Below are 19,871 nucleotides of genomic sequence, written 5' to 3' on the forward strand. Positions count from 1 at the left end.
GGAGGGTACGGAACGTCACTGCGTCTTGGCGACCTTCGGCGGCTGGGCCGACGTGATGAAGCTGGTGGCTTCCAGCATGGCCGGGCCGAGCGGGGTCGGCACTTTCAGCCAGAACGGGACCAGGATGCGGGTGCCCGCGATCGGCGCGAAGGCGACCTCGATGTTGCGCTGGGCGGCGAGATATTTGATCACGGGGCGGTCGGGGATGTAGCCGGCCACGGGCACGAAATACATCGCGCAGACCACGACCGGGCCCTTGTAGCCCTTCTCGGCCTTCACCGTCTCCATGCGCTTGAAATCGAGCTTGAGCTCGTAGCGCATGCGGCCGTCGAACACCGGCGCGGAATTCTTGCAGGCTTCGGCCGACAGGGGATCGCCGGTGCCGGCCACGCGCAGCAGCGAGGCGGTCATGGGGTCCCAGACGCCGCGGCGGTGCGCCTCGGTGACGACGATGCGATCAGGATCGACCGGCGGCTCCGGCACGATGCCGAACTCCTTCACATTGCCCTTGTCGAGCGAGATGTGGATCTGTTCGGTCTTCTTCGAGGTAGTGGTGGAGGCCTGGTAGCTGGTCGCGACCAGCGCGCCATTGACCACCCGCCCCTGGCTGGCGCCGGTGCCGGACCCGTTGGCGATCGATTTCAGCAGCCCCGAGGTGCCGCCGGAGGCGGTGGCCGCGAACACATCTTCGCCGATGTCGATGTTCCAGACGCCCTTGCCGACGGGAATGCCGGCCAGCGTCGCCTCATACTGCGCCTCGAGCTTGCCCTGCGCCGCCGCGGGCGCGGCTCCCCACGCCACGGCGAGCCCGCAAAGGGCCGCCAGAGCCAGCCGGCCGGCAGAACCCAGCCGGGGCACGAAGGGGGAGGATGCGGGCACGAAACGATCCAATCGGGGTGCGGACGGTGGTTACTTAAGCCAAAAACCGCGGCAAACAATGCGTCTGGGCGTGTCGGACGCGGAACTCCACACCTGTTACTTCAGGGGCGAATACGCCCTTTATGTGATGGTAAGGTGCGGCAAACACTGCCGTTTTGGTGGTCGGGGGCGTCAGGGACGCGCACCTCGCCCCGCCCCCACCGCTGTCATGCCCCGCGAAGGCGGGGCATCCAGTACGCCGCAGCCCCTCGACTCCAGCCGCACCGTCCCGGAATACTGGATCGCCCGGTCCTGGTGCGCAATTGCGCACTGGCCGGGCGATGACACCTATCGTGGGGCATGGAGCAGATAGCCAAAACCCAGCCCAAATCCTTGACTACCCGCCCCTTCCCCCCTATACGTCCGCCCGCTCCCTGCAAGGACAGAGAATTGGCCCCCGTGGCGCCCCGAATGGCGGCCGCACTCGTTGGGGGTTCGAACCTGAGGATTGATACCATGTCTCGCCGCTGCGAACTGACCGCCAAGGGCCCTCTGGTCGGCAACAAGGTCAGCCACTCCAACATCAAGACCAAGCGCCGCTTCCTGCCGAACCTCGTCAACGTGACGTTCATCAGCGAAGCCCTCGAGCGCAACGTGCGCCTGCGCGTCTCCACCAACGCGGTGAAGAGCGTCGACCACAATGGCGGCCTCGACGCCTATCTGCTCAAGGCCAAGGCCGACGCCCTGTCGCCGCGCGCCCTCGAGCTGAAGCGCGCCATCCAGAAGAAGGTCGGCCCGTCGGTCGCGCCGGAGAAGAAGGCGAGCTAAGCGAGTTTTGGAATTGGGCGGGGGCTTGCGTCGCGTGGCGTAGGCTTAGCCGAGTAGAGTTTGCGTGACGGCCGGATCGGAAGATCCGGCCGTTTTTGTTTGTAGGGAAAGGCCACGCGGACTTTAGTCCTGTGATGGTCCGGACCTGGTGCGCTCCGCAATTCGTTTTACTAGTTCGCCGGTCTCGTCATCCTGAAATAGGACTCGCACTTTTCTGTCCGAGACATAAAAGCCAGGCTGGCCGAGCTCAATTAGTTCGGATGGCAGCAACTCGCGACTACTCACCATTGCGTATTCAGACGTCACTGTACCGCCGCGAAGGTATTCGCCGCATATCTGAGCGTACGTCGCTAGCCTATCCTCGAACTCTGGTTGCTGCAGCAAATAGGCAAGTTCGTTAGAAGAGTCGATCACAAGAACAGCGATTGGTTCATCACGAAGATCCGGACGGCTCCTCAACCAGTTTTCTGGATCAGCAAAAATGGGGATCGCATAGTTCGTGATTACATCGCGCGGCCGCGCAGCGTGTTCATACTTGAGAGCGGGGTTTACCCGAATCGCATGCGGGACATCTGGTACAATCGTGAGCACAGGTTCCTTTACAGAGAAGCATTGTGCCATACCGGGAGCGTCTGATCGGATCCTGAGCCGATCGTCCGCATCTTCCGTCGCATTCGCCGCATAGGCTACCTTAATAATATTCGGGGAAGGCCTGATAAGAACGAAGCTTCTCAAATGAGAAAGCTTTTCCTTCGCCCGCCGATCAAGCGCCTGCACAATGAAGTTCGCGACGATGCCGAGAAGCATCTCTATAAAATCAGGATCGCTAGGTCCAAGCTGCGAGTCAAAGAACTCGCTTACTCCTTTACGACCTGCTTCAATAAGGGTAGGCGCTTTTGCCTCGATTTCATCAAAAGCAAGGGTGTCGATATCAGCAGCGAGGCGAAAAGCATAGTAATCGTCTATCCCGCGAGCGCCCAACTCTTGGCCACCAAAAACCGCCGTAGTGGCTAGATGTTTAAAGAATTGTGGGAACGAGGTAGGCAATGTAGCGGTCGGCTGCACACGCCCCACTAGCGGGACCTCTACAAATCGAAAGCCAAAGGTTGGCGTTGGCTTCGATTGGGTTGATCGCTCTTCATCAAACACCCAAGCCGGGAGATTGGAGACCAGACCACCGTCGACAAACAGGCTACCCTCAAATTTGTACGGCTGAAAGAAGAGAGGGTATGAGGCAGAAGCAACGGCCGCATCAATTGCGTTTAAGTCGGCGTCTCTCATCCCTCCAAATACGCGCATTTTTCCGCTGAGAAGATCACCAGCGACGACCTTGAGCGGAAGTTTCATATGTCGGAACAAAACCGGGCCGCTCTCAACTCCCAATTTTTCCCGCACGGCTGCTTCGAGCCATTCTCGGAATCCGGCACTGTCCGTTAGTCCATATCTTGTCCATATCTGACTAAACAAATGATTGTGCCGCCTTGCCGCCGAAAACAGCGAAAGCGCGACTTTGCACATTCCGAGAAAGCTGAGATTGACCGGCGCGGCCTGCCCGGGGCCACGAAAATACTCATCATGAAATAGTTTGAAGGCCGCCCAATCTGTCTGATTCAGGTGATCAATCCAGCTAGCCGAGAGCAGGCCAGATTTGCCCTCGTCTGCGGAGTGAAATAGCTCCCTCGCAGAGAATCCAGATGCAACGAGCAACGCAATTACCGCACCAATCGACGAACCCGCCACGGCTTCAAGTTTAATACCGCGCGCTTCGATTGCATGGAGCGCGCCAACGTGTGCATAGCCTTTCGCCCCTCCGCCCTCGAAAACACCAAATGCCTTCATCGGGTGTGCAAGAACTATTCGGCGGCTACCATAGGGGAGTTGCAGGCCAAGCCTGGCAACTATCTCTTTTGCAGCAACCGGCGCAGGCAGTTTTCCGCTGACCTCTATATCTTTGTATTCGCGGATAATTCGAGGAATCTGAGCCTCGGTTATGTCCTGATCATAACGCATGAGCAATCTAGGCTCGATATTGTCTTCTTTAAACACACGCTGCTGCCGAGTGTCTTCGTCTACTGTAACAAACACATGTTTGAGCGTATTTGGTTTGATATTCTGAACCAGAGCATGGCGAACTTCTGCATGCCGCAACCCATCAACTACAAGATTTCCTTCTCCGGCTGCGTTGCGCCACTGTTTTTCCCGCAAGACGCCATCGACGAAGCCATCAACGTCGGCCAGCACGAGGGCCTGCCCTAAACGTTGCAAAACCGTACGGTCGTCCCGATCCTCACCATACTCCGCTGCAACCTTTTGAACGTATTCGCCGAAACTGACGCGAGGCCAATGAAGCAACTCAGCCACTTTTTGGCTAATGGTCGACTTTCCCGCTCCAATCGGCCCTGAAAATGCAATTACGATGCCCATGGGCGCCTCCATTCCTAGCCATCATTGGCAGCCTGACCAACCATATATTGTGTGCTAGGTTAAGTGTGTAGCCTGATTTGCACCTTATCCATAACGTTTTTGCCATCCTCTTGGACATTCAACAGCTTGCGAGCCTCCGCAATTTCTGCCTTTTCGAGTTGGTCGAGAACGGTGTTCAAGGGCTGCCCAACATCTCCTTCGCGCTGACCTGCCACGTAAGCAACGCGGTTTCCGGCCGTCCAGTAGACGTCCGTACGAACCCAATCTGAGCTCCGGCTGACAGTATCTCGCACTCCAAAAGGAGTAACGAAGGTCCTGGATGCGCCCTCCAGCTCGCCTCGAAATCGTAGGCGACAGTTCGCCCCACGCACTTCACGCCAATCTAGCGGTGGGAAACTGTGGATCGGCATAAACGCAGAAGTCTTGCGAGCGAAAGCCAGCCGGCCAGTACGCCATTGCGGATGCGCCGAACCAATTCCGAGGCGAACCAAGGTATTGAGTTCAAAGAGCGGCGTCTCGTACCGGAGCTCGCAATTTGATATTCGCGCATGGGCCAGGCCGAACGGCAGCGGATTGTCCGCAATGGACGTTAGCAACTCCGCCCAGTGGCATCCGCTTAGCCGATCGGGAACTCCGATCAGAATCGCTCCGCCTAGCTTCACCCCACGCAGCGCGTGGGTCACTAGAGGCAAAGCGATGTCGTCGTACCAGGGAGGATCGACGATCGCGACACTCGCCTGAACTGCGCGTAGATTATCTCGTATATCAACGAAGTGAATGTTTCCGTTAGCCAGTTGCTGCAATCGTGACGTTACGGGATCGTCCGATTTTGAGGCATAAACGAATGACTTTGGGAATCCAGTGTCCAGAGCTCTAAGAGCAAGAGCCGGCGTGCCGGCCAAGAGCAGCACGCCGTCGGGCGTCACTAGGGACTTGGCCGTTGCGAGGAGCTTGTCTGCAGTCAGATTATTATATCGCCATTCGAAGTCGAGAGGATGCGGAAGCGGTAGTCGAGGGTCCGAAAATGGGCGTCCCTCCCCTATTTTAGACGCCTGCTCCAATCGCTGAGTTGCAACAAGCGACTTAGAGGTTAGCTGCCTTAGAGCATCGACTATCGCGGTTGGGAAAGCGCCATTACAAACGGCTGTTAACTCCGCGAAAGAGCCTGCGCGAGTTAGATTCGCCTCAACAGTCGTTAGAAGGTCAGCTGACGTTACATCGTACGTCATGGTTGCGTCCAAATTGGGCGGATAGACCGCGACGACAACTCCTCTACCCAAACAGATGCCACTTCGTCTTGGTACTTTAGGCCCTCGCTTCGAGCAACGTTCATCCGACTTAACATTGGAGAAAACTGCTCGATCCGGAGCGGCACGATTCTCCTGACAAACTCAGGGCTCATTGCCTGAAGTCGGTCCAACAATTGTTGGACACGTCCCTTGATGTCTTTAACCAAGGGACAGGCCAACGTGATGTATCCATAAAGATCGATTGACGTTCGAGAATACTGCTTCAGTATTTCTAACTGTCGTTCAAAGCCTTCTTCCGAAGCCCCTGTGGTGAAGGCGAACGAAACCTTATCGAACCCCTTCAGACAACAGACTCTTCCGTAACCCTCGTACCTCTCGATTTCTCGAAGAAGATTGCTCTGACTCGGTTGCACCAGCAGATCCGAGCTGAGGTTGTCGTCCGACCAAAGATATACTGACCGCGTCATTTCTCTCGATCGCAGCGCGTCCATCGTCCAAGCAATCCATTCTGGCACGAGATCCGGTGAGCCGCCTGATAAGTCGATAATACGCGGCTGCTCCGGTTCAGCCAGATACCTGTCTATCATCTCATCGGCATCGAGCCATTCCGACACGCGCTCATTTCCTACAAGTAAGGAAAAGGGTACATAGCAATACCAACACCGAAATGAGCACCCCGAAACTTGAAATACTTGCGCCGTGTATTGGTGCATAAATTTTGACCCAAGCCATCCAGCTGCTGGCAGTCCCGGTAAGGGATTGAGCGGCCAACAAGAGCCTTGGAAAGACTTGAAATGCCTTATGCGCCCTACACCTCCACAGTTCGGCGGCGTGGTAAGATCTGCAGCTTGAGCGGAGTCCTCAATTCGCGAAAGCAAAATCCTGCGCTCAGCCACGTCGAGACACCTCCCGCGGAGCAACGCCACCAACTGCTCGCTATTAGCGACGCCCAATTTCAGATTTCCGAATTGATGTCGCATGCAGAGGCCTTGGAACTGCCTCGTCCTGAAGATCGGGCAATCGATCATCAAGGTAAGCTCGAACCAACATCGCGGCGTACTCCAATTCCGGTTCGGTAAGCGCCCTATCCTTAGGGATCCCGTGCCAATATTCCATGCACTTTCGGCAACATGTAGCTGTTGCATGCTGAGCATAGTAAACTACTCTTCCTTGCAGAGGAGTTTGCCTGCCGTCAAATCCACCAGCGGCCTTGCCAATTGACGAGCGAAGCCGCGATTTTACGTCCGCGTACAGCTTCGACCGCCCTTGATTCTTAGCTTTTCTTGCAGCGGCGTCATCAAACATCACATGCCACATATGATGTCGAATAACCTCGAACTTGAGAGACTTGAAGGTATTCTCGGTGTCGGATGGATCTCGGCGATGAAGCCGGGGCCAGTCTACTAGCCTTGCTCCACAAGCCCGGCAAGAACCGTGATCTTCAACCCGCATCCCTCTCTTCTTTAAGAAGCAGTGCAGGTTGTGCTCACAATCAACACTAGTGCACGTAATTTTGAGTGGAGGCATCTCAGCGTCAAGGGGATTTTTTTGGAGCTCCGACATCAGCTCGTCTCCAATGCTTGCAACAAGAACGCTCGCTCCAGTCGTGAGAGCCGACTCAAGTCTGCGCGTTCAAAGAAAATTCTTCGAACGATTTTCCACGGCTCACCCGAACTGGATTGTAGATTTGCTGCGACAGCCCACCAATTGACTCCCGACTCGGCAAGTCGATGCGCCAAGATATTTGCCAACACGCCCACCGGAACACCCGACTCTTTGGCTACTGCCTGAGTAGCCGATTTCAGTCGAGGCCCTTGGTTGGCGGCAAGTTGAGCTATACGATCCGTGAGTTCCTGGGTACGACCCCCAGTAATTACTTCCGTAGCGAACCGCTGAGCTCTTCGTTCGTCAATTGATTTACGTCGGGCGTCGGATGTTTCCTCCTCTTCCAGAATAGCGAATTCCTTATCTAGCGGCTCGGAAGCGGCATGATAGAGCTCGTGTATAAGGTCTAGAAGCCAACGCGACTCCTCCTTTGAGCTCTGCTTAAGAACAACCACCGTCCTGCTCTTCTCTCGCCAACAGGCGCCGTGAAAAGCGATCGCGTCCGCAAGCGGCACTACCGCTATGCCCGCAGACCAAGCAGCCCTGAGTGCGCTCTCAAGAGAGGCTTGCCGGCTTGGAAAGAGCAGAATACTCATTTCTTGCCACGAGATTGGCAATGCTGATGGAGACGTCACCGACGTCTTAGCAACAATTCGGCAAAGTGCTTCAACATATTGCGAATACGCCCGCGTCCTAGTCTGACTAGCCGATGCGGGCAACTTGAAGCGCAACTGAGAAGTCTGCAAACTTGCTCTGCCGGCGGCAAGGTCTCGAACACCTATCCCAAGCAACAAGCCGATGCGACCATCGAGCTCATCGTAGAGTGAGATGTCTTCGCCCACTGCGCTCGAAGGAAAGATGCGGCTGTCCACCACCTCACTCGGAAAACCGAGCTTTTGGAGCGACCTCCGTATCCCTTTCAAAGGCACCGGAGCCGCGCGGGAAAGATCGATCCGCTCGGACACCGTAACATTCAGCGCGGTAGCGATTTGGGACAATGTCTCGAACGCAACCTTTCGATAAGCTCCAGATTCCCATCGTTGGATTTGCTGAGGGGCAACACCCACCAATTCCGCAAGAGCGGATTGGCTCAATCCTCTCGCAATTCGCGCCTTGATTAGCGCGACGGGCAAATCGAGCAAACTACTCGCATCAATCTGAGTTACATTCCCAGACCTTAGATCATCATATTCATTTAACTCTGCCTTCAGCCTCTCGGTTTGAGCCAAAATGGCGTTGACTCTAGCTTGGTGAAGAAGATCGTGCTCCGAGCCACTCTTGAGCTTTGCCAAGGTTTGAGTGAACCGCTCAAGACGATCTCTAGTAGTCCGATACTGATGATCCGTGGCGATCATGGGAGACTTTTCAAATCTAGTCGGACCACCCCTTTTGGCACATCATCCCTGTCAGTCTGAAAGAACTCACGGAATGTGTACTCGTCATCAGCCATGTAGTGTTCAGGGAAGAGTTCTCCGTAATACTCTGCTTTCATCTCTTCACGGCTTCCGAACAGAGTGAGATCTATCTTTGCGACGTTAATGCCCGAGAAGTCGCAGCACGCATCAAAGTCGCTAGGCACGTCCTTGTCGGTGACGAAGCTGCCATCCACCAAAAAGAACGTGCATCCCGCACCAGCTAGATTCTTTGCCATTCGTAGCAATCCAATAAGGAGGCGTTCGCGGGAAGGATTTCCTCCAAACCTTAGCGCGAACTCGTTCCATCGGGCGAAGTGCTCTCCCGGAGGGAGGTAACCAGTCGCAGGGTCAAATTGCGGAATCAGGCTACAACTCCTGTGTTGTAACTATATAGTTCACTAAATGTTCTTTGACAAGATAAATTTCGGCGTCGGATACTGTGCTGAACGCCAAGGGCGCGACACAATCTGAGCGTGCGACACCTTTTGCCGTCACGCCACTCGACTTTCGAACTATGAATGGTCCTGCTAAACTCACCGCGATAGCATCACCGCGAGGTTCGTACCAAGGATACCCACCACACTCCGGCTCTAAACCTCGTCATCTGCTGTGACGAGAACATCTCCAATGTCTTGAAGGCTCATTGCTGGCTGCGCAAGATGAGCAGGATGCAGTGCGGCTGATGGTGCTTCAATTCCGGCGGCACAGTGACTAACCGGCCGGCCTAGCGCCGCGTCAAGGCCAACATTTATCAGCCGCCGGAAGTCGCCATTTGCCAAGTGCCCGACGTTGGACGTCGGAACTCCGGAGGGCCCCGTCTTCCCCCTACCCCCGAAAATCAATGCTCCGCAGCACGATCCCCGGCGGCGTCCCCTCGAACTCCGTCGCCTGATACTTCCGCTCCACGCAGGCTTCGATGCGCTCGCGCAGGCGGGTGAACTGGGCTTCGCGCTCACTGGGCCGGGCGCGGGGGCCGCGTTCGAGGTCGTCCATGGCGGAGGTCGAGATCGCGCAGGCGAATTCCCTGGGGCCGTCCTGCATCGAGAACTGGACGATGCCGCGGTCCTGGTCGTGGCCGATGAAGCGGCTGGTCGTGAGTGTCATGGGGTATCCTTTGCTGCGCGCGTCGTCCCGGCTGAAGCAGGGACTCATCACGACAGGGAAAGTGGTTTACGGGGACTCGGAGTAGCCGCCTTCGCGTCAAACCGCTCCCTGGGGTTATGGGTCCCCGCCTTCGCGGGGACGACAGATGTGCTTGCGGCCGGCTTCAGCTCTCGCCGCTGAGCTTGGCGAAATCGTCGAACAGCGCGGCCACCAAAGCGCGGTGGCGGGTGTCTTCGGTGGACAGGCTCGCGGCATAGAGGTTGAGCAGATAGCGCGCCTTCACCGCGGCCTCCGGCCACGAGGTGGCGGGCGCCGACATCATGCGGTTTTCGAGGTCAGCCTCGCGCTCGCGCAGCTCCCTGACATTGTTCTCGACGTCGGCCAGCGCGCGGCGCAGATCGGTCGCCTTCTGGGCGGCCATGCCGCGATGCTTGTCGAGATCCACCGGGACGTCAGTCATGGGCAACTCTTGCCTCCAAGGCCTGAACATCGGAGGCCTGCACATCGGCGGCCTGCACATCCGAAGCCTGCGCGTCGGCCGCCTGCGCATCGGCGAGGTCGACCGAGCCGATCGACAGCATCTCGGTTGCGCCCCTGACGCCTTCGGACGGCACGGTGATCATGGTGGCGATGCGGCGCCAGGATGCGAAGGACAGGCCCTCGATCATCTCCTCGTCGGTGACGACCTCATAGGCACCGGCCGGCAATGCGCGTGCGATGCCGCGAATGTGGGCCGGATGCCGGAATGTGATGGTTTCGCGCCGCGAGCGGATGGTCATGCAAGCCTGCCTTTCGCGGGTCAGGCCCCAACCGACGCTGCTGGGACGAACATGCGCCCCTTTCGCCGCAATAGCCAACGCTTTCTTCGGCGGCATCGGCGCGCAGGCTACAGCTTTGGCGCTCGCTATCGCCCGACCGCGGGCGTACGCTGACGCATCATTGCGCGTCTAGAGGAGACCGACATCATGGCCAAGGGACAGCAACGCAGCAATCGCGAGACCAAGAAGCCGAAGAAGGACAAGATCAAGACGAGCGCCGCGGCACCGAGCCGCAAGGATGCGTGGCAGCCGGAGATCGGGTCGGGGAAGAAGAAGTAGGGCGAGCGAACGAGGGCGCGCTGCTTTCCCTTCTCCCCTTGCGGGAGAAGGTGCCTTGCCGAAGGCAAGGCGGATGAGGGGTTGTCTCCGGGAATTCCGGCGTGGAAGATTCATGCGCGGAGAGAGACCTCTCACCCGTCTCAATCGCGCCGAGCGCGATTGATCCACCCTCTCCCACAAGGGGAGAGGGCAAGCACCACCGTCTCCTCGCAGTCGCGCTTTTTTGCTATACTCGCCCGGATTGCATATCCGGGAGGGGGATACCGTGGAGCACGAGCGCAAAGCCGAGCCGAAAAACCTCGTCATCTGCTGTGACGGCACCGGCAACGAGATCTCCGAAAACATCTCCAACGTCCTGAAGCTGTATCGCTGCCTGCGCAAGACCGACAGGACGCAGCCGCGGCAGATGGTGTTCTACGATCCCGGCGTCGGCACGGTGACGGAGCCGACGACGTGGCACCGGCTCAAGGCCAACGTCAATCTGGTGCTGGGGCTCGCCACCGGCTACGGGCTCGATGACAACGTGCTGTCCGCCTATTGCTTCCTGGTCGAGCATTACGCGCCCGGCGACAAAATCTATCTGTTCGGCTTTTCGCGCGGCGCCTACACGGTGCGGGTGCTGGCGGGGCTGATCCACAAGGTGGGGCTGATCTCGCCGGAGCAGGCCAACCTCGCAGGCTCGGGCCTGATCTCCTACAAGCAATATTCCGGCTCCGGGCGCGGCAACGACCTCGCGGCCCTCACGGATTCCGGCTTCGACGAGGACGGGCCGCTGCCCAAGGACAAGTTCGATCTCGCCGCGCAGTTCGCGCGCATCACTTCCTCGCGCTGGCCGACCATCCATTTCATCGGCGTCTGGGACACGGTGGCGAGCGTGATCGTGCCGCGCGCCGACCGGCTGTATTGGCCGAGCTTCGAGGAGCTGGCCTTCACGCTGCGCAATCCCAGCGTCAACATCTTCCGGCAGGCGATCGCGATCGACGAGCGGCGCTGCATGTTCCGCCTCAAGCAATGGCGCGAGCCGCAGGAGTTCTGGAGCAACCGCTTCGTGCCCGACGACAGGAAACAGCCGCAGGACATCATGCAGGTGTGGTTCGCCGGCGTGCATTGCGACGTCGGCGGCGGCTATCCGGAGGCCGAGAGCGGGGACTCGAAATATCCGCTGATCTGGATGATCGACGAAGCCGGCAAGGCCGGGCTGAACTTCAACCCGCGCACGGTGAACCAGCTTGCCTGGGGCGTCCAGCGCAAGAACTCGCCGTTCGAATATGTCCCGCCTGCCTACACCGGCCCGACGGGCCAATTGCACAATTCGATGAACGCGGCCTGGCGCGTGCTGGAATATGTTCCGAAGAGCGCCAAGTACAAGGAATGGCCGGAGCGGAAGGTGTTTCTCGGCTTCTACATCCCCGATTGCGAGCCGCGCGTGATCCCCGAAGGCGCGCATGTGCATGAGAGCGTCGTGAAGCGGATGGAATTGGACCCGGACTATCGGCCGGTGAATCTGCCGAAGACGTATCAGACGGTGCCGATGCCGGCGGGGCCGCATGCGGGCGCGGGAGCGGAGGCGGGTGAGATCGTGACGGGGTGATGGGCGCTCTCACCGCTCGTCATTGCGAGCGCAGCGAAGCAATCCAGACTATTTGCGCGGAGACAGTCTGGATTGCTTCGTCGCTTCGCTCCTCGCAATGACGGCGATTGAGACCGCGCCCACTCCACTACCCCCGCTTTCTCCAATCGCCGCAACTTTTCATTAAAATTCTCACCCCCGCTTTAGCCGGATCGCATCATCTGCCCCGCATCATCGCCCTCAAGCCCGCCGCGATCTGCGGAATTGGAGGAGAGTGCCAATGCATCCGCGCCGACATGCCCGCGTCAAGCCGGCAGGCCTGGTGTCCCGCCAGGCCAAGATCATCACCGACCCGCGCGCGCCGGTGATCCCCTGCACGCTGATCGACTATTCGGCGGGCGGGGCCTGTGTCGATCTCGGCGGCCAGGTGACGATCCCCGACAGGTTCGAACTCCTTCACGTCAACACCAAAAAGCGCTGCCGCATCGCCTGGAAGCGCGGCACGCGCGTGGGCGTGGTGTTTTAGCGCTATTTCCGCATCCGCGCCTTGGCGCCAGCGACGATCTGCATGGCGACCCCGCCGATCCAGCCGATCAGGGCAAGCCAGGTCCAGACCATGTGCGGCTCGAGCCGCAGCACGATGACGGCCACCGACGCGAACGCGGTCAGCGTGGCGCACAGCGTGCCGGCGGAGCTGAGGAATTCCGCGGCGTCGATGCGGCTGTGGGCCTCGTCGAAGGGAAGCTGCGGCGTGTCGATGCCGAGATAGAAGCCGACGAAGCCGAGCACCATCATCAGCAGCAGAAAGCCCTGCGTGGTGAGCACGGGAATCGCCGAGCCGACATAGGCGCCGACGAACAGCCCGCACGCCGCTCCCGCGACCGCAAGACCCACGCGTTCGAAGACGTGGGCAGCCTTCCGAACCCGAAACCGCATGGCCAGCCTCCGTGTTGCCGCGCGTGCACGAAGGTTAGGCCAGTTTTGCGGGGCGTGGAAGCTAAGGGGATTTACGGATGCGTGAGGGGAAGCGGACCTTTATGGTGCTTGACCCAGCAGGAAACGCGACCTGAGCGTGTAACGCACGCCTGCCTCCCCATCGTCATTGCGAGCGCAGCGAAGCAATCCAGAGTGTTTGCGCGGAGGGATCCTGGATTGCTTCGCTGCGCTCGCAATGACGGAGCATGTGGCGCGAGCCTCGCGCCACATGCAGCAGATGCGCTGCGCGCCCCCTACCTCGCCCCGAACGTCGTCTTGCCGAACAGCGCCTTCTGCGTCGAGGGCTGCGAGCGCCAGTATTGCGGCGGGGCTTCGACCTCGCCGCCGACCTCGGCTGCGGCGTGCCAGCCCCAGCGCGGGTCGTAGAGCATGCCGCGGGCGAGCGCGACCATGTCGGCCTTGCCGGATGCGACGATCTCCTCGGCGTGCTTGCCTTCGGTGATCAGGCCGACGGCGATGGTCGGCAATCCGGTCTCGCGCTTGATGGCGTCGGCAAACTGCACCTGGTAGCCGGGACCGAGCGTGATCTTCTGCAGCGGCGAGACGCCGCCGGAGGAGGCATCGATCCAGTCGACGCCGCGCGCCTTCAGCGCCTTGGAGAATTCAATGGTCTGCGCCAGGTCCCAGCCGCCCTCGACCCAGTCGGTCGACGACACCCTCATGCCGACCGGCCGCTCGTGCGGGAACACCGCGCGCACCGCGTCGTACACTTCCAGCGGGAAGCGCATGCGGTTCTCGAGCGAACCGCCATATTCATCGGTGCGCTTGTTCGAGATCGGCGACAGGAACTGGTGCAAGAGATAGCCGTGCGCGCCATGCAGCTCGATCGCGTCGATGCCGAGCCGCGCGGCACGCCTGGCGCTGTCGACGAAGGCGTCGCGGATCCGCGTCAGGCCCGCGGCATCGAGCGCCAGCGGCGCGGCCTCGCCGTCCTTGTGCGGCAGCGCCGACGGCGCCACCGTCTGCCAGCCGCCTTCACTCACGGGAATGAGCTGGCCGCCGTCCCAGGGCCGCGCGCTGGACGCCTTGCGGCCGGCATGGGCGAGCTGCATCGCGATCGCGGTGGAGGAATGCTTGCGCACCGAGGCGAGGATCTGCTTCAGCGCGGCCTCGGCGGCGTCGCTGTAGAGCCCGAGGCAGCCCGGCGTGATGCGGCCGATCGCCTCGACATGGGTCGCCTCGATGCAGAACATCGCGGCGCCCGACAGCGCGAGGTTGTTGATGTGGGTGAAATGCCAGTCGGTCGGGACGCCGTCCTCGGCCGAATACTGGCACATCGGCGACACCACGAGACGGTTCTTCAAGGTCAGGCCGCGCAGCTTGATCGGGGAAAACAGGGCGCTCATGCGGGGGTTCCGGAGGATGAGAGGGGCAATGGAGGGAGTGTAGTGAGGAGACACGGGAATGCCAGCCGCGCGGCGGGAATGGGGGGATGCATTGCAGGCCCGGAAGAGCCCGGCTGTCTCCACTCGTCATTGCGAGCGCAGCGAAGCAATCCAGAGTCCCTCCGCAGAAAGATCTGGATTGCTTCGCTGCGCTCGCAATGACCGGGGGAGTTGGGAAAAACCTACTCCACCAGCGTGAACTGCAGCAGCAGCGTGCGCTGGAGCAGCGAGAAATTGTCGTCCGAGACCAGCGTCAGCACGGTCTCACCCTCCGGCGTGACGTGTGCGTCGATGCCTTCCATGTTGTCGACCTCATGGCCGAGATCGGCGTTGAACAGAACGGGGCCGTCCACCAGCGCGCCCGGCGCGATCGATTTCAGGGGAATCGACCGGATGCGGATGTTGATGCCGGTGAACCAGGAGAATTTGCGGCTCGAGGATGAGCAGTTCGCCCGACGGCAGCAGCACCGCGTCACTGATGAGCTGCTTGTCGGTGCGGCGGATGCTGAATTGGCCGGGCGTGGGACCGCCGATCAGAAACCCGATCAGATTGCCGTCGGCATCGAAGCCGCCCTCCGACAGCGCGATCAGCGAGCCCGCCAGCGGGTGGCCTTTCGGGACCAAGACGAGAGCTTCGAGCCCCTTGTTGGTCGGCAGCTTGCGTATCGCCGCCGGCGACGGGATCACCTCGCCGCGGGCGCGCGTGCCGCCTTTGGCGAAATCGAAGCGCATGATCTGGTTGACGCGCTCGAGCCCGACATAAACGGTCGAGCCGTCGCGCGCGAGCGACTCGGTATCGTACCACAGGCGCTTTTCCGTGATCGGCCGGCCCTCGGGGCCCAGCACCGGCGCGGCCTCGACGTCGTCGAGCCCGACCATCCTGCCGCCGGAATAGCGGATGGTCCCGGTGAACCAGCCGCCCTGGTCGGAGATCGCGAGGAAGCGCTCGCCCTTGGCATCGAGCCGGATGCCGGACAGGCCGCCGAAGCCGCGATAGGGCGAGGTGAGCACCAGGCCGCTACGATATTGCAGTGAGCCGAAACGCACGCGCGAGCGATCGCGCGGCTCGAACGAAGAGATTGGCCGTGCGTTGACCTCGATCGCAACCGGCTCGGTGACGCTGTGCTCGGGCGGCGGCACCGGTCCGCGCGGCGGCGGCGGCATGGTCGCAGGCTGCGCTTGCGCCCATCGAGAAAGTGCGAGAGTGGAAAATCCCGCCGCCGCGTGGCCAAGGAAGCTGCGGCGGGACGATCGCGTGCTCACGAATGCAGTTTGCGTCGCGGGCGGCCGGCCGGTTGCATCGGCGCGGTGTTGGTCTCGCTGAACAGCTCGGCGAGCTTCTCGGTGATGGCGCCGCCGAGTTCTTCGGCGTCCACGATCGTCACCGCGCGGCGATAATAGCGCGTCACGTCATGGCCGATGCCGATCGCGATCAGCTCGACCGGCGAGCGGGTCTCGATCTCCTCGATGATGTGGCGCAGGTGCCGCTCGAGATAGTTGCCGGCATTGACCGACAGCGTGGAATCGTCGACCGGCGCACCGTCGGAGATCATCATCAGGATCTTGCGCTGCTCGGGACGGCCGAGCAGGCGCTTGTGCGCCCAGTCGAGCGCCTCGCCGTCGATGTTCTCCTTCAGCAGGCCCTCGCGCATCATCAGGCCGAGGTTCTTTCGCGCACGGCGCCAGGGGGCATCGGCCGACTTGTAGATGATGTGGCGGAGGTCGTTGAGGCGGCCGGGATTGGCCGGCTTGCCCGCGGCAAGCCACGCCTCGCGCGACTGCCCGCCCTTCCAGGCGCGGGTGGTGAAGCCGAGAATCTCGACCTTGACGCCGCAGCGCTCCAGCGTGCGCGCGAGGATGTCGGCGCAGGTCGCGGCCACCGTAATGGGGCGTCCGCGCATCGAGCCGGAATTGTCGAGCAGCAGCGTCACCACGGTGTCGCGGAAGGTCGCTTCCTTCTCGTGCATGAAGGACAGCGGATGATGCGGATCGGTCACCACACGCGACAGCCGCGCCGGATCGAGGATGCCCTCTTCGAGATCGAAGTCCCAGGCGCGGTTCTGCTGCGCCATCAGCTTGCGCTGCAGCCGGTTGGCGAGGCGGGCGACGATGCCCTGCAGATGCGCGAGCTGCTTGTCGAGATAGGCGCGCAGGCGCTCCAGCTCGTCATGGTCACAGAGGTCCTCGGCGGCGATCACCTCGTCGAATTTCGGCGCGAAGGCGTGGTATTCCGGCCCGCGCGGCTCGTTCTTGCCGTGCGAGTTCGGACGCGTCGCCTCGCCGGGCGTCTCGTCGTCGCCGAGCTCGCCGTCGTCGAAGGTGTCGGAGGTCGAGGCCTGCGCGCTTTCCATCGCGCTGTCGCTCATCTCCTCTGATGAAGCCTGCGCCTGGTCCGCGCTCATCTCCTGGGCGGCGTCGGAATCGGGCGACCCTTCCGCGCCGGACTGGTCGTTGTCCCCGTCCTGGTTCTCGTCGTTGTCCTCATTGTCTTCGCTGTCGGCGTTGCGTTCGTCGCCGAGCTCGAGCGCCGTCAAGAGATCATGCACGGCATCGCCGAACCTGGTCTGGTCCTCGACCAGGGTGTCGAGCCGGTCGAGCCGCTTGCCGATCTTGTCTTCGAGGATCGGCCGCCAGAGATCGACCACCTTTTTGCAGCCGTCGGCGGCGCGAGGCCGGTGAGGCGCTCGCGCACCAGCATCGCCAGCGCATCGGCGAGCGGCGCGTCGGCGCGGTCGGTGATCTCGTCGAACTTGCCGCGATGGAAATGGTCGTCGAGCATCGCGGTGAGGTTCTTGGCAACGCCGGCCATGCGGCGCGCGCCGATCGCCTCGACCCGGGCCTGCTCCACCGCCTCGAACACGCCGCGCGCCTGCGGATTGCCGGGCATCAGCTTGCGATGCAGCTTTGCATCGTGACAGGCGAGCTTGAGCGCGATGGAGTCGGCGTGGCCGCGCACGATCGCGGCGTCGCGCTTGGTCATCTTGCGCGCCGGCTCCGGCAGCCGCGCCTTGCCAGGCGCAAGGCCCGGCCGCTCGGCGGCAAAACTCACATCGAGCTCGGGCGACTTCGCGATCGCTTTCAGGCAGGCCGCGACCGATCGCTTGAACGGCTCGGTCGGGGCTTCCTTGGTATTGCGGAACTTGGAGTTGGAGGTGGTCATTTCACCGTATCCGTCGTCCCGGCGAAAGCCGGGACCCATAACCGCAGGCCGTCGTTGGGTTAGAAGAAACTACCGGCGTCGTTCTATTGAGACATCACGCGGTATGGGTCCCGGCTTTCGCCGGGACGACATACCGAGAGAGATCAGCTCAGCGCCACATTCACCGAGGATTCCGGCAGTTCCGCGTTGAAGCAGCGCTGATAGAATTCGGCGACCAGCGGACGCTCGAGCTCGTCGCACTTGTTGAGGAAGGTGACGCGGAACGCGAAGCCGATATCGCCGAAGATGTCGGCGTTCTCGGCCCAGGTGATCACCGTGCGCGGGCTCATCACGGTCGACAGGTCGCCATTGGCGAAGGCGTTGCGGGTGAGATCGGCAAGACGCACCATCTTGTTGACGATGTCGCGGCCCTCGCTGGTGCGATAGTGCTTGGCCTTGGCCAGCACGATCTCCACTTCCTCGTCATGGCTGAGATAGTTCAGCGTGGTGACGATCGACCAGCGGTCCATCTGGCCCTGGTTGATCTGCTGGGTGCCATGATAGAGGCCCGAGGTGTCGCCGAGGCCGACCGTGTTGGCTGTCGCGAATAGGCGGAACGACGGGTGCGGCTTGATCACCTTGTTCTGGTCGAGCAGCGTCAGGCGGCCCGAGACCTCGAGCACACGCTGGATCACGAACATCACGTCCGGGCGGCCGGCATCGTATTCGTCGAACACCAGCGCGACGTTGTGCTGCAGCGCCCACGGCAAAATGCCATCGCGGAATTCGGTGACCTGCTTGCCGTCGCGGACCACGATCGAGTCCTTGCCGACGAGGTCGATGCGGCTGATATGGCTGTCGAGATTGACGCGCACGCAGGGCCAGTTCAGGCGCGCCGCGACCTGCTCGATATGGGTGGACTTGCCGGTGCCGTGATAGCCGGTCACCATCACGCGGCGGTTGCGGGCGAAACCGGCGAGAATGGCAAGCGTGGTGGCACGGTCGAAGCGGTAGTCGGAATCGACTTCGGGCACATGAGGATCGACTGCGGAATAGGCCGGCACTTCGAGATCGCTGTCGATCCCGAACACCTGGCGCACCGACACCTTCATGTCGGGCAGACCGGAAACTTCCTCAACTTTGGACATGGCGGCGGTCGTCATCAATCCTCCGAGGTCCCGGGCGGTCCCGAAACCGGTTATTCGCACGTTGGCTGCGGCTGGGTGCTGAAAACCAACCTATCAGAGACAAGTGGCTGGCAGAAGCCCGCCCCCCAATCAAAGTTCCGTTGTCTTTTCATTGAGATAGGTAAGGAACGCGATTTTTGGAAGGCTGCCCTGCGAATCACGCTCGAATTTCGCGCCCCGCGGCGCGATCTGCCGGCGCGGATGGCACTTTTACCGCCGCTCCTTACTTATGTAGGGTCTGAGGCCCCATGCCCGCCGCCAACATAGAGACGATGTGACGTCCTTTCTCGATCCCCTCATATCCTTCGTTTCGGCCCATCCGTGGCTGGCCTATCTGACCTTGTTCCTGGCCGCGCTTCTCGAAGCCGTTCCGGTGGTGGGATCGGTGATCCCCGGCTCGACCATCATCCTGGCGCTGAGCGCCCTGATTCCGGGCGGGGAGCTGAAGCTTCAGTGGGTGCTGCTGGCCGCCGCGCTCGGCGCGGTGCTGGGTGACGGCTCGGCCTACTGGATCGGGCACCGGCAGCAGCGCGAAATCCTCAACACCTGGCCGCTGACCAATTATCCGCACGTGGTCGAGCAGAGCGAGAGCTTCTTCAACCGCTTCGGCACCTGGGCCGTGTTCTTCGCCCGCTTCGTGCCGCCGATCCGTGCCTTCGTTCCCGTGACCGCCGGGGCGCTCGGGATGCCGCCGGCGCGGTTTTATGCGATCAATATCCCGGCGATATTGGTCTGGGCGCCCGCGCATGTGCTGCCAGGGGTGCTGGCGGTGACGGCCCTGCACGAATATGCCGGGCTGCCGCACCACGAGCACATCGGCAAGCACATCTGGATGCTCAGTGTGGTCGCCGCCGCGATCGTGCTGAGCGCGGCGGTGTGGATCTATCGCCGGAGGAATGGCCGCGCCGTTGCTGCGGTGAAGCCGCGGGGGTGATTGTGCCGTTGCAAGCGGCTCGGTCTCACGACGCTCCAGGCAACACAGCGGCTATCTGGAGACAAACTGCGGAGCGACC

General features: G+C 61.0%; 18 protein-coding genes and 2 pseudogenes. 5 read left to right on the forward strand and 15 right to left on the reverse strand.

Annotated elements, in window-relative coordinates; all coding sequences use genetic code 11:
* Positions 1-15: 15 nt before the first annotated feature.
* On the reverse strand, positions 16-879 hold the full coding sequence (locus ACQ86E_RS11780; protein ID WP_431205525.1) for a DUF3108 domain-containing protein: 864 nt from the start codon (positions 877-879) through the stop codon (positions 16-18).
* A gap of 495 nt (positions 880-1,374) precedes the next feature.
* Here ACQ86E_RS11780 and rpmB point away from each other — a divergent pair, with 495 nt between their 5' ends.
* On the forward strand, positions 1,375-1,686 hold the full coding sequence (gene rpmB, locus ACQ86E_RS11785) for a 50S ribosomal protein L28 (protein WP_431205526.1): 312 nt from the start codon (positions 1,375-1,377) through the stop codon (positions 1,684-1,686).
* 123 nt (positions 1,687-1,809) lie between these two features.
* Here rpmB and ACQ86E_RS11790 read toward each other — a convergent pair whose 3' ends face one another.
* The 9 genes from ACQ86E_RS11790 to ACQ86E_RS11830 form a co-directional block, all read right to left on the reverse strand.
* Entirely contained in the window at positions 1,810-4,110 is a 2,301-nt protein-coding gene (locus tag ACQ86E_RS11790; RefSeq protein WP_431205527.1) for a patatin-like phospholipase family protein, read from the reverse strand.
* A 59-nt stretch (positions 4,111-4,169) separates the two neighbouring features.
* On the reverse strand, positions 4,170-5,036 hold the full coding sequence (locus ACQ86E_RS11795) for a hypothetical protein (protein WP_431205528.1): 867 nt from the start codon (positions 5,034-5,036) through the stop codon (positions 4,170-4,172).
* 299 nt (positions 5,037-5,335) lie between these two features.
* Positions 5,336-5,974: a hypothetical protein gene (locus ACQ86E_RS11800; RefSeq protein WP_431205529.1), complete on the reverse strand. Its 639-nt coding sequence runs from the start codon at positions 5,972-5,974 to the stop codon at positions 5,336-5,338.
* Positions 5,975-6,299: 325 nt separating this feature from the next.
* A complete protein-coding gene (locus ACQ86E_RS11805; RefSeq protein ID WP_431205530.1) occupies positions 6,300-6,923 on the reverse strand; it encodes a DUF4186 family protein in 624 nt (207 codons plus the stop codon).
* Positions 6,923-8,320, reverse strand: a complete 1,398-nt coding sequence (locus ACQ86E_RS11810) for a helix-turn-helix domain-containing protein (RefSeq protein ID WP_431205531.1) — start codon at positions 8,318-8,320, stop codon at positions 6,923-6,925. Before ACQ86E_RS11810 ends, ACQ86E_RS11805 begins: the two co-directional genes overlap by 1 nt.
* Positions 8,317-8,745 carry a DUF6932 family protein gene (locus tag ACQ86E_RS11815; protein WP_431206451.1) on the reverse strand — a complete coding sequence of 143 codons (429 nt, stop codon included), beginning with the start codon at positions 8,743-8,745 and terminating at the stop codon, positions 8,317-8,319. The genes ACQ86E_RS11810 and ACQ86E_RS11815 overlap by 4 nt, the downstream gene beginning before the upstream one ends.
* 460 nt (positions 8,746-9,205) lie before the next feature.
* Positions 9,206-9,484 (reverse strand): DUF1488 family protein, encoded by a 279-nt coding sequence (locus ACQ86E_RS11820; protein WP_431205532.1) that lies wholly within the window; start codon positions 9,482-9,484, stop codon positions 9,206-9,208.
* 163 nt (positions 9,485-9,647) lie between these two features.
* Positions 9,648-9,944: a hypothetical protein gene (locus ACQ86E_RS11825; protein WP_431205533.1), complete on the reverse strand. Its 297-nt coding sequence runs from the start codon at positions 9,942-9,944 to the stop codon at positions 9,648-9,650.
* Complete coding sequence (locus ACQ86E_RS11830; RefSeq protein ID WP_431205534.1) at positions 9,937-10,263, reverse strand: hypothetical protein; 327 nt, start codon at positions 10,261-10,263, stop codon at positions 9,937-9,939. Before ACQ86E_RS11830 ends, ACQ86E_RS11825 begins: the two co-directional genes overlap by 8 nt.
* Before the next feature lie 186 nt (positions 10,264-10,449).
* On the opposite strand from ACQ86E_RS11830, the gene ACQ86E_RS11835 reads away from it, so the two are divergent.
* The 3 genes from ACQ86E_RS11835 to ACQ86E_RS11845 all read left to right on the forward strand — a co-directional run bounded on the left by ACQ86E_RS11835 (position 10,450) and on the right by ACQ86E_RS11845 (position 12,677).
* On the forward strand, positions 10,450-10,581 hold the full coding sequence (locus tag ACQ86E_RS11835; RefSeq protein WP_259174463.1) for a hypothetical protein: 132 nt from the start codon (positions 10,450-10,452) through the stop codon (positions 10,579-10,581).
* A gap of 265 nt (positions 10,582-10,846) precedes the next feature.
* Positions 10,847-12,172, forward strand: a complete 1,326-nt coding sequence (locus tag ACQ86E_RS11840) for a DUF2235 domain-containing protein (protein ID WP_431205535.1) — start codon at positions 10,847-10,849, stop codon at positions 12,170-12,172.
* Positions 12,173-12,431: 259 nt separating this feature from the next.
* Positions 12,432-12,677 (forward strand): PilZ domain-containing protein, encoded by a 246-nt coding sequence (locus tag ACQ86E_RS11845; protein WP_431205536.1) that lies wholly within the window; start codon positions 12,432-12,434, stop codon positions 12,675-12,677.
* 2 nt (positions 12,678-12,679) lie between these two features.
* On the opposite strand, the gene ACQ86E_RS11850 is transcribed toward ACQ86E_RS11845, so the two are convergent.
* The 5 genes and pseudogenes from ACQ86E_RS11850 to cobS form a co-directional block, all read right to left on the reverse strand.
* Positions 12,680-13,087, reverse strand: a complete 408-nt coding sequence (locus ACQ86E_RS11850) for a hypothetical protein (RefSeq protein WP_431205537.1) — start codon at positions 13,085-13,087, stop codon at positions 12,680-12,682.
* A 293-nt stretch (positions 13,088-13,380) separates the two neighbouring features.
* Positions 13,381-14,493 (reverse strand): NADH:flavin oxidoreductase/NADH oxidase, encoded by a 1,113-nt coding sequence (locus tag ACQ86E_RS11855; protein WP_431205538.1) that lies wholly within the window; start codon positions 14,491-14,493, stop codon positions 13,381-13,383.
* Between the two features lie 221 nt (positions 14,494-14,714).
* Positions 14,715-15,795 (reverse strand): annotated as a pseudogene (locus ACQ86E_RS11860) (esterase-like activity of phytase family protein).
* A pseudogene (cobT, locus tag ACQ86E_RS11865) lies at positions 15,792-17,692 on the reverse strand (cobaltochelatase subunit CobT). The pseudogenes ACQ86E_RS11860 and cobT overlap by 4 nt, the downstream one beginning before the upstream one ends.
* Positions 17,693-17,835: 143 nt before the next feature.
* The gene (gene cobS, locus ACQ86E_RS11870) at positions 17,836-18,819 is read right to left on the reverse strand and encodes a cobaltochelatase subunit CobS (RefSeq protein WP_431205539.1); all 984 of its coding nucleotides are present in this window, start codon (positions 18,817-18,819) and stop codon (positions 17,836-17,838) included.
* A gap of 313 nt (positions 18,820-19,132) precedes the next feature.
* Here cobS and ACQ86E_RS11875 point away from each other — a divergent pair, with 313 nt between their 5' ends.
* Complete coding sequence (locus ACQ86E_RS11875; RefSeq protein WP_431205540.1) at positions 19,133-19,792, forward strand: DedA family protein; 660 nt, start codon at positions 19,133-19,135, stop codon at positions 19,790-19,792.
* The last annotated feature ends 79 nt before the right edge of the window (positions 19,793-19,871 follow it).

It is taken from the genome of Bradyrhizobium betae (assembly GCF_050632175.1).
Taxonomy (GTDB): Bacteria; Pseudomonadota; Alphaproteobacteria; order Rhizobiales; family Xanthobacteraceae; genus Bradyrhizobium; species Bradyrhizobium betae_B.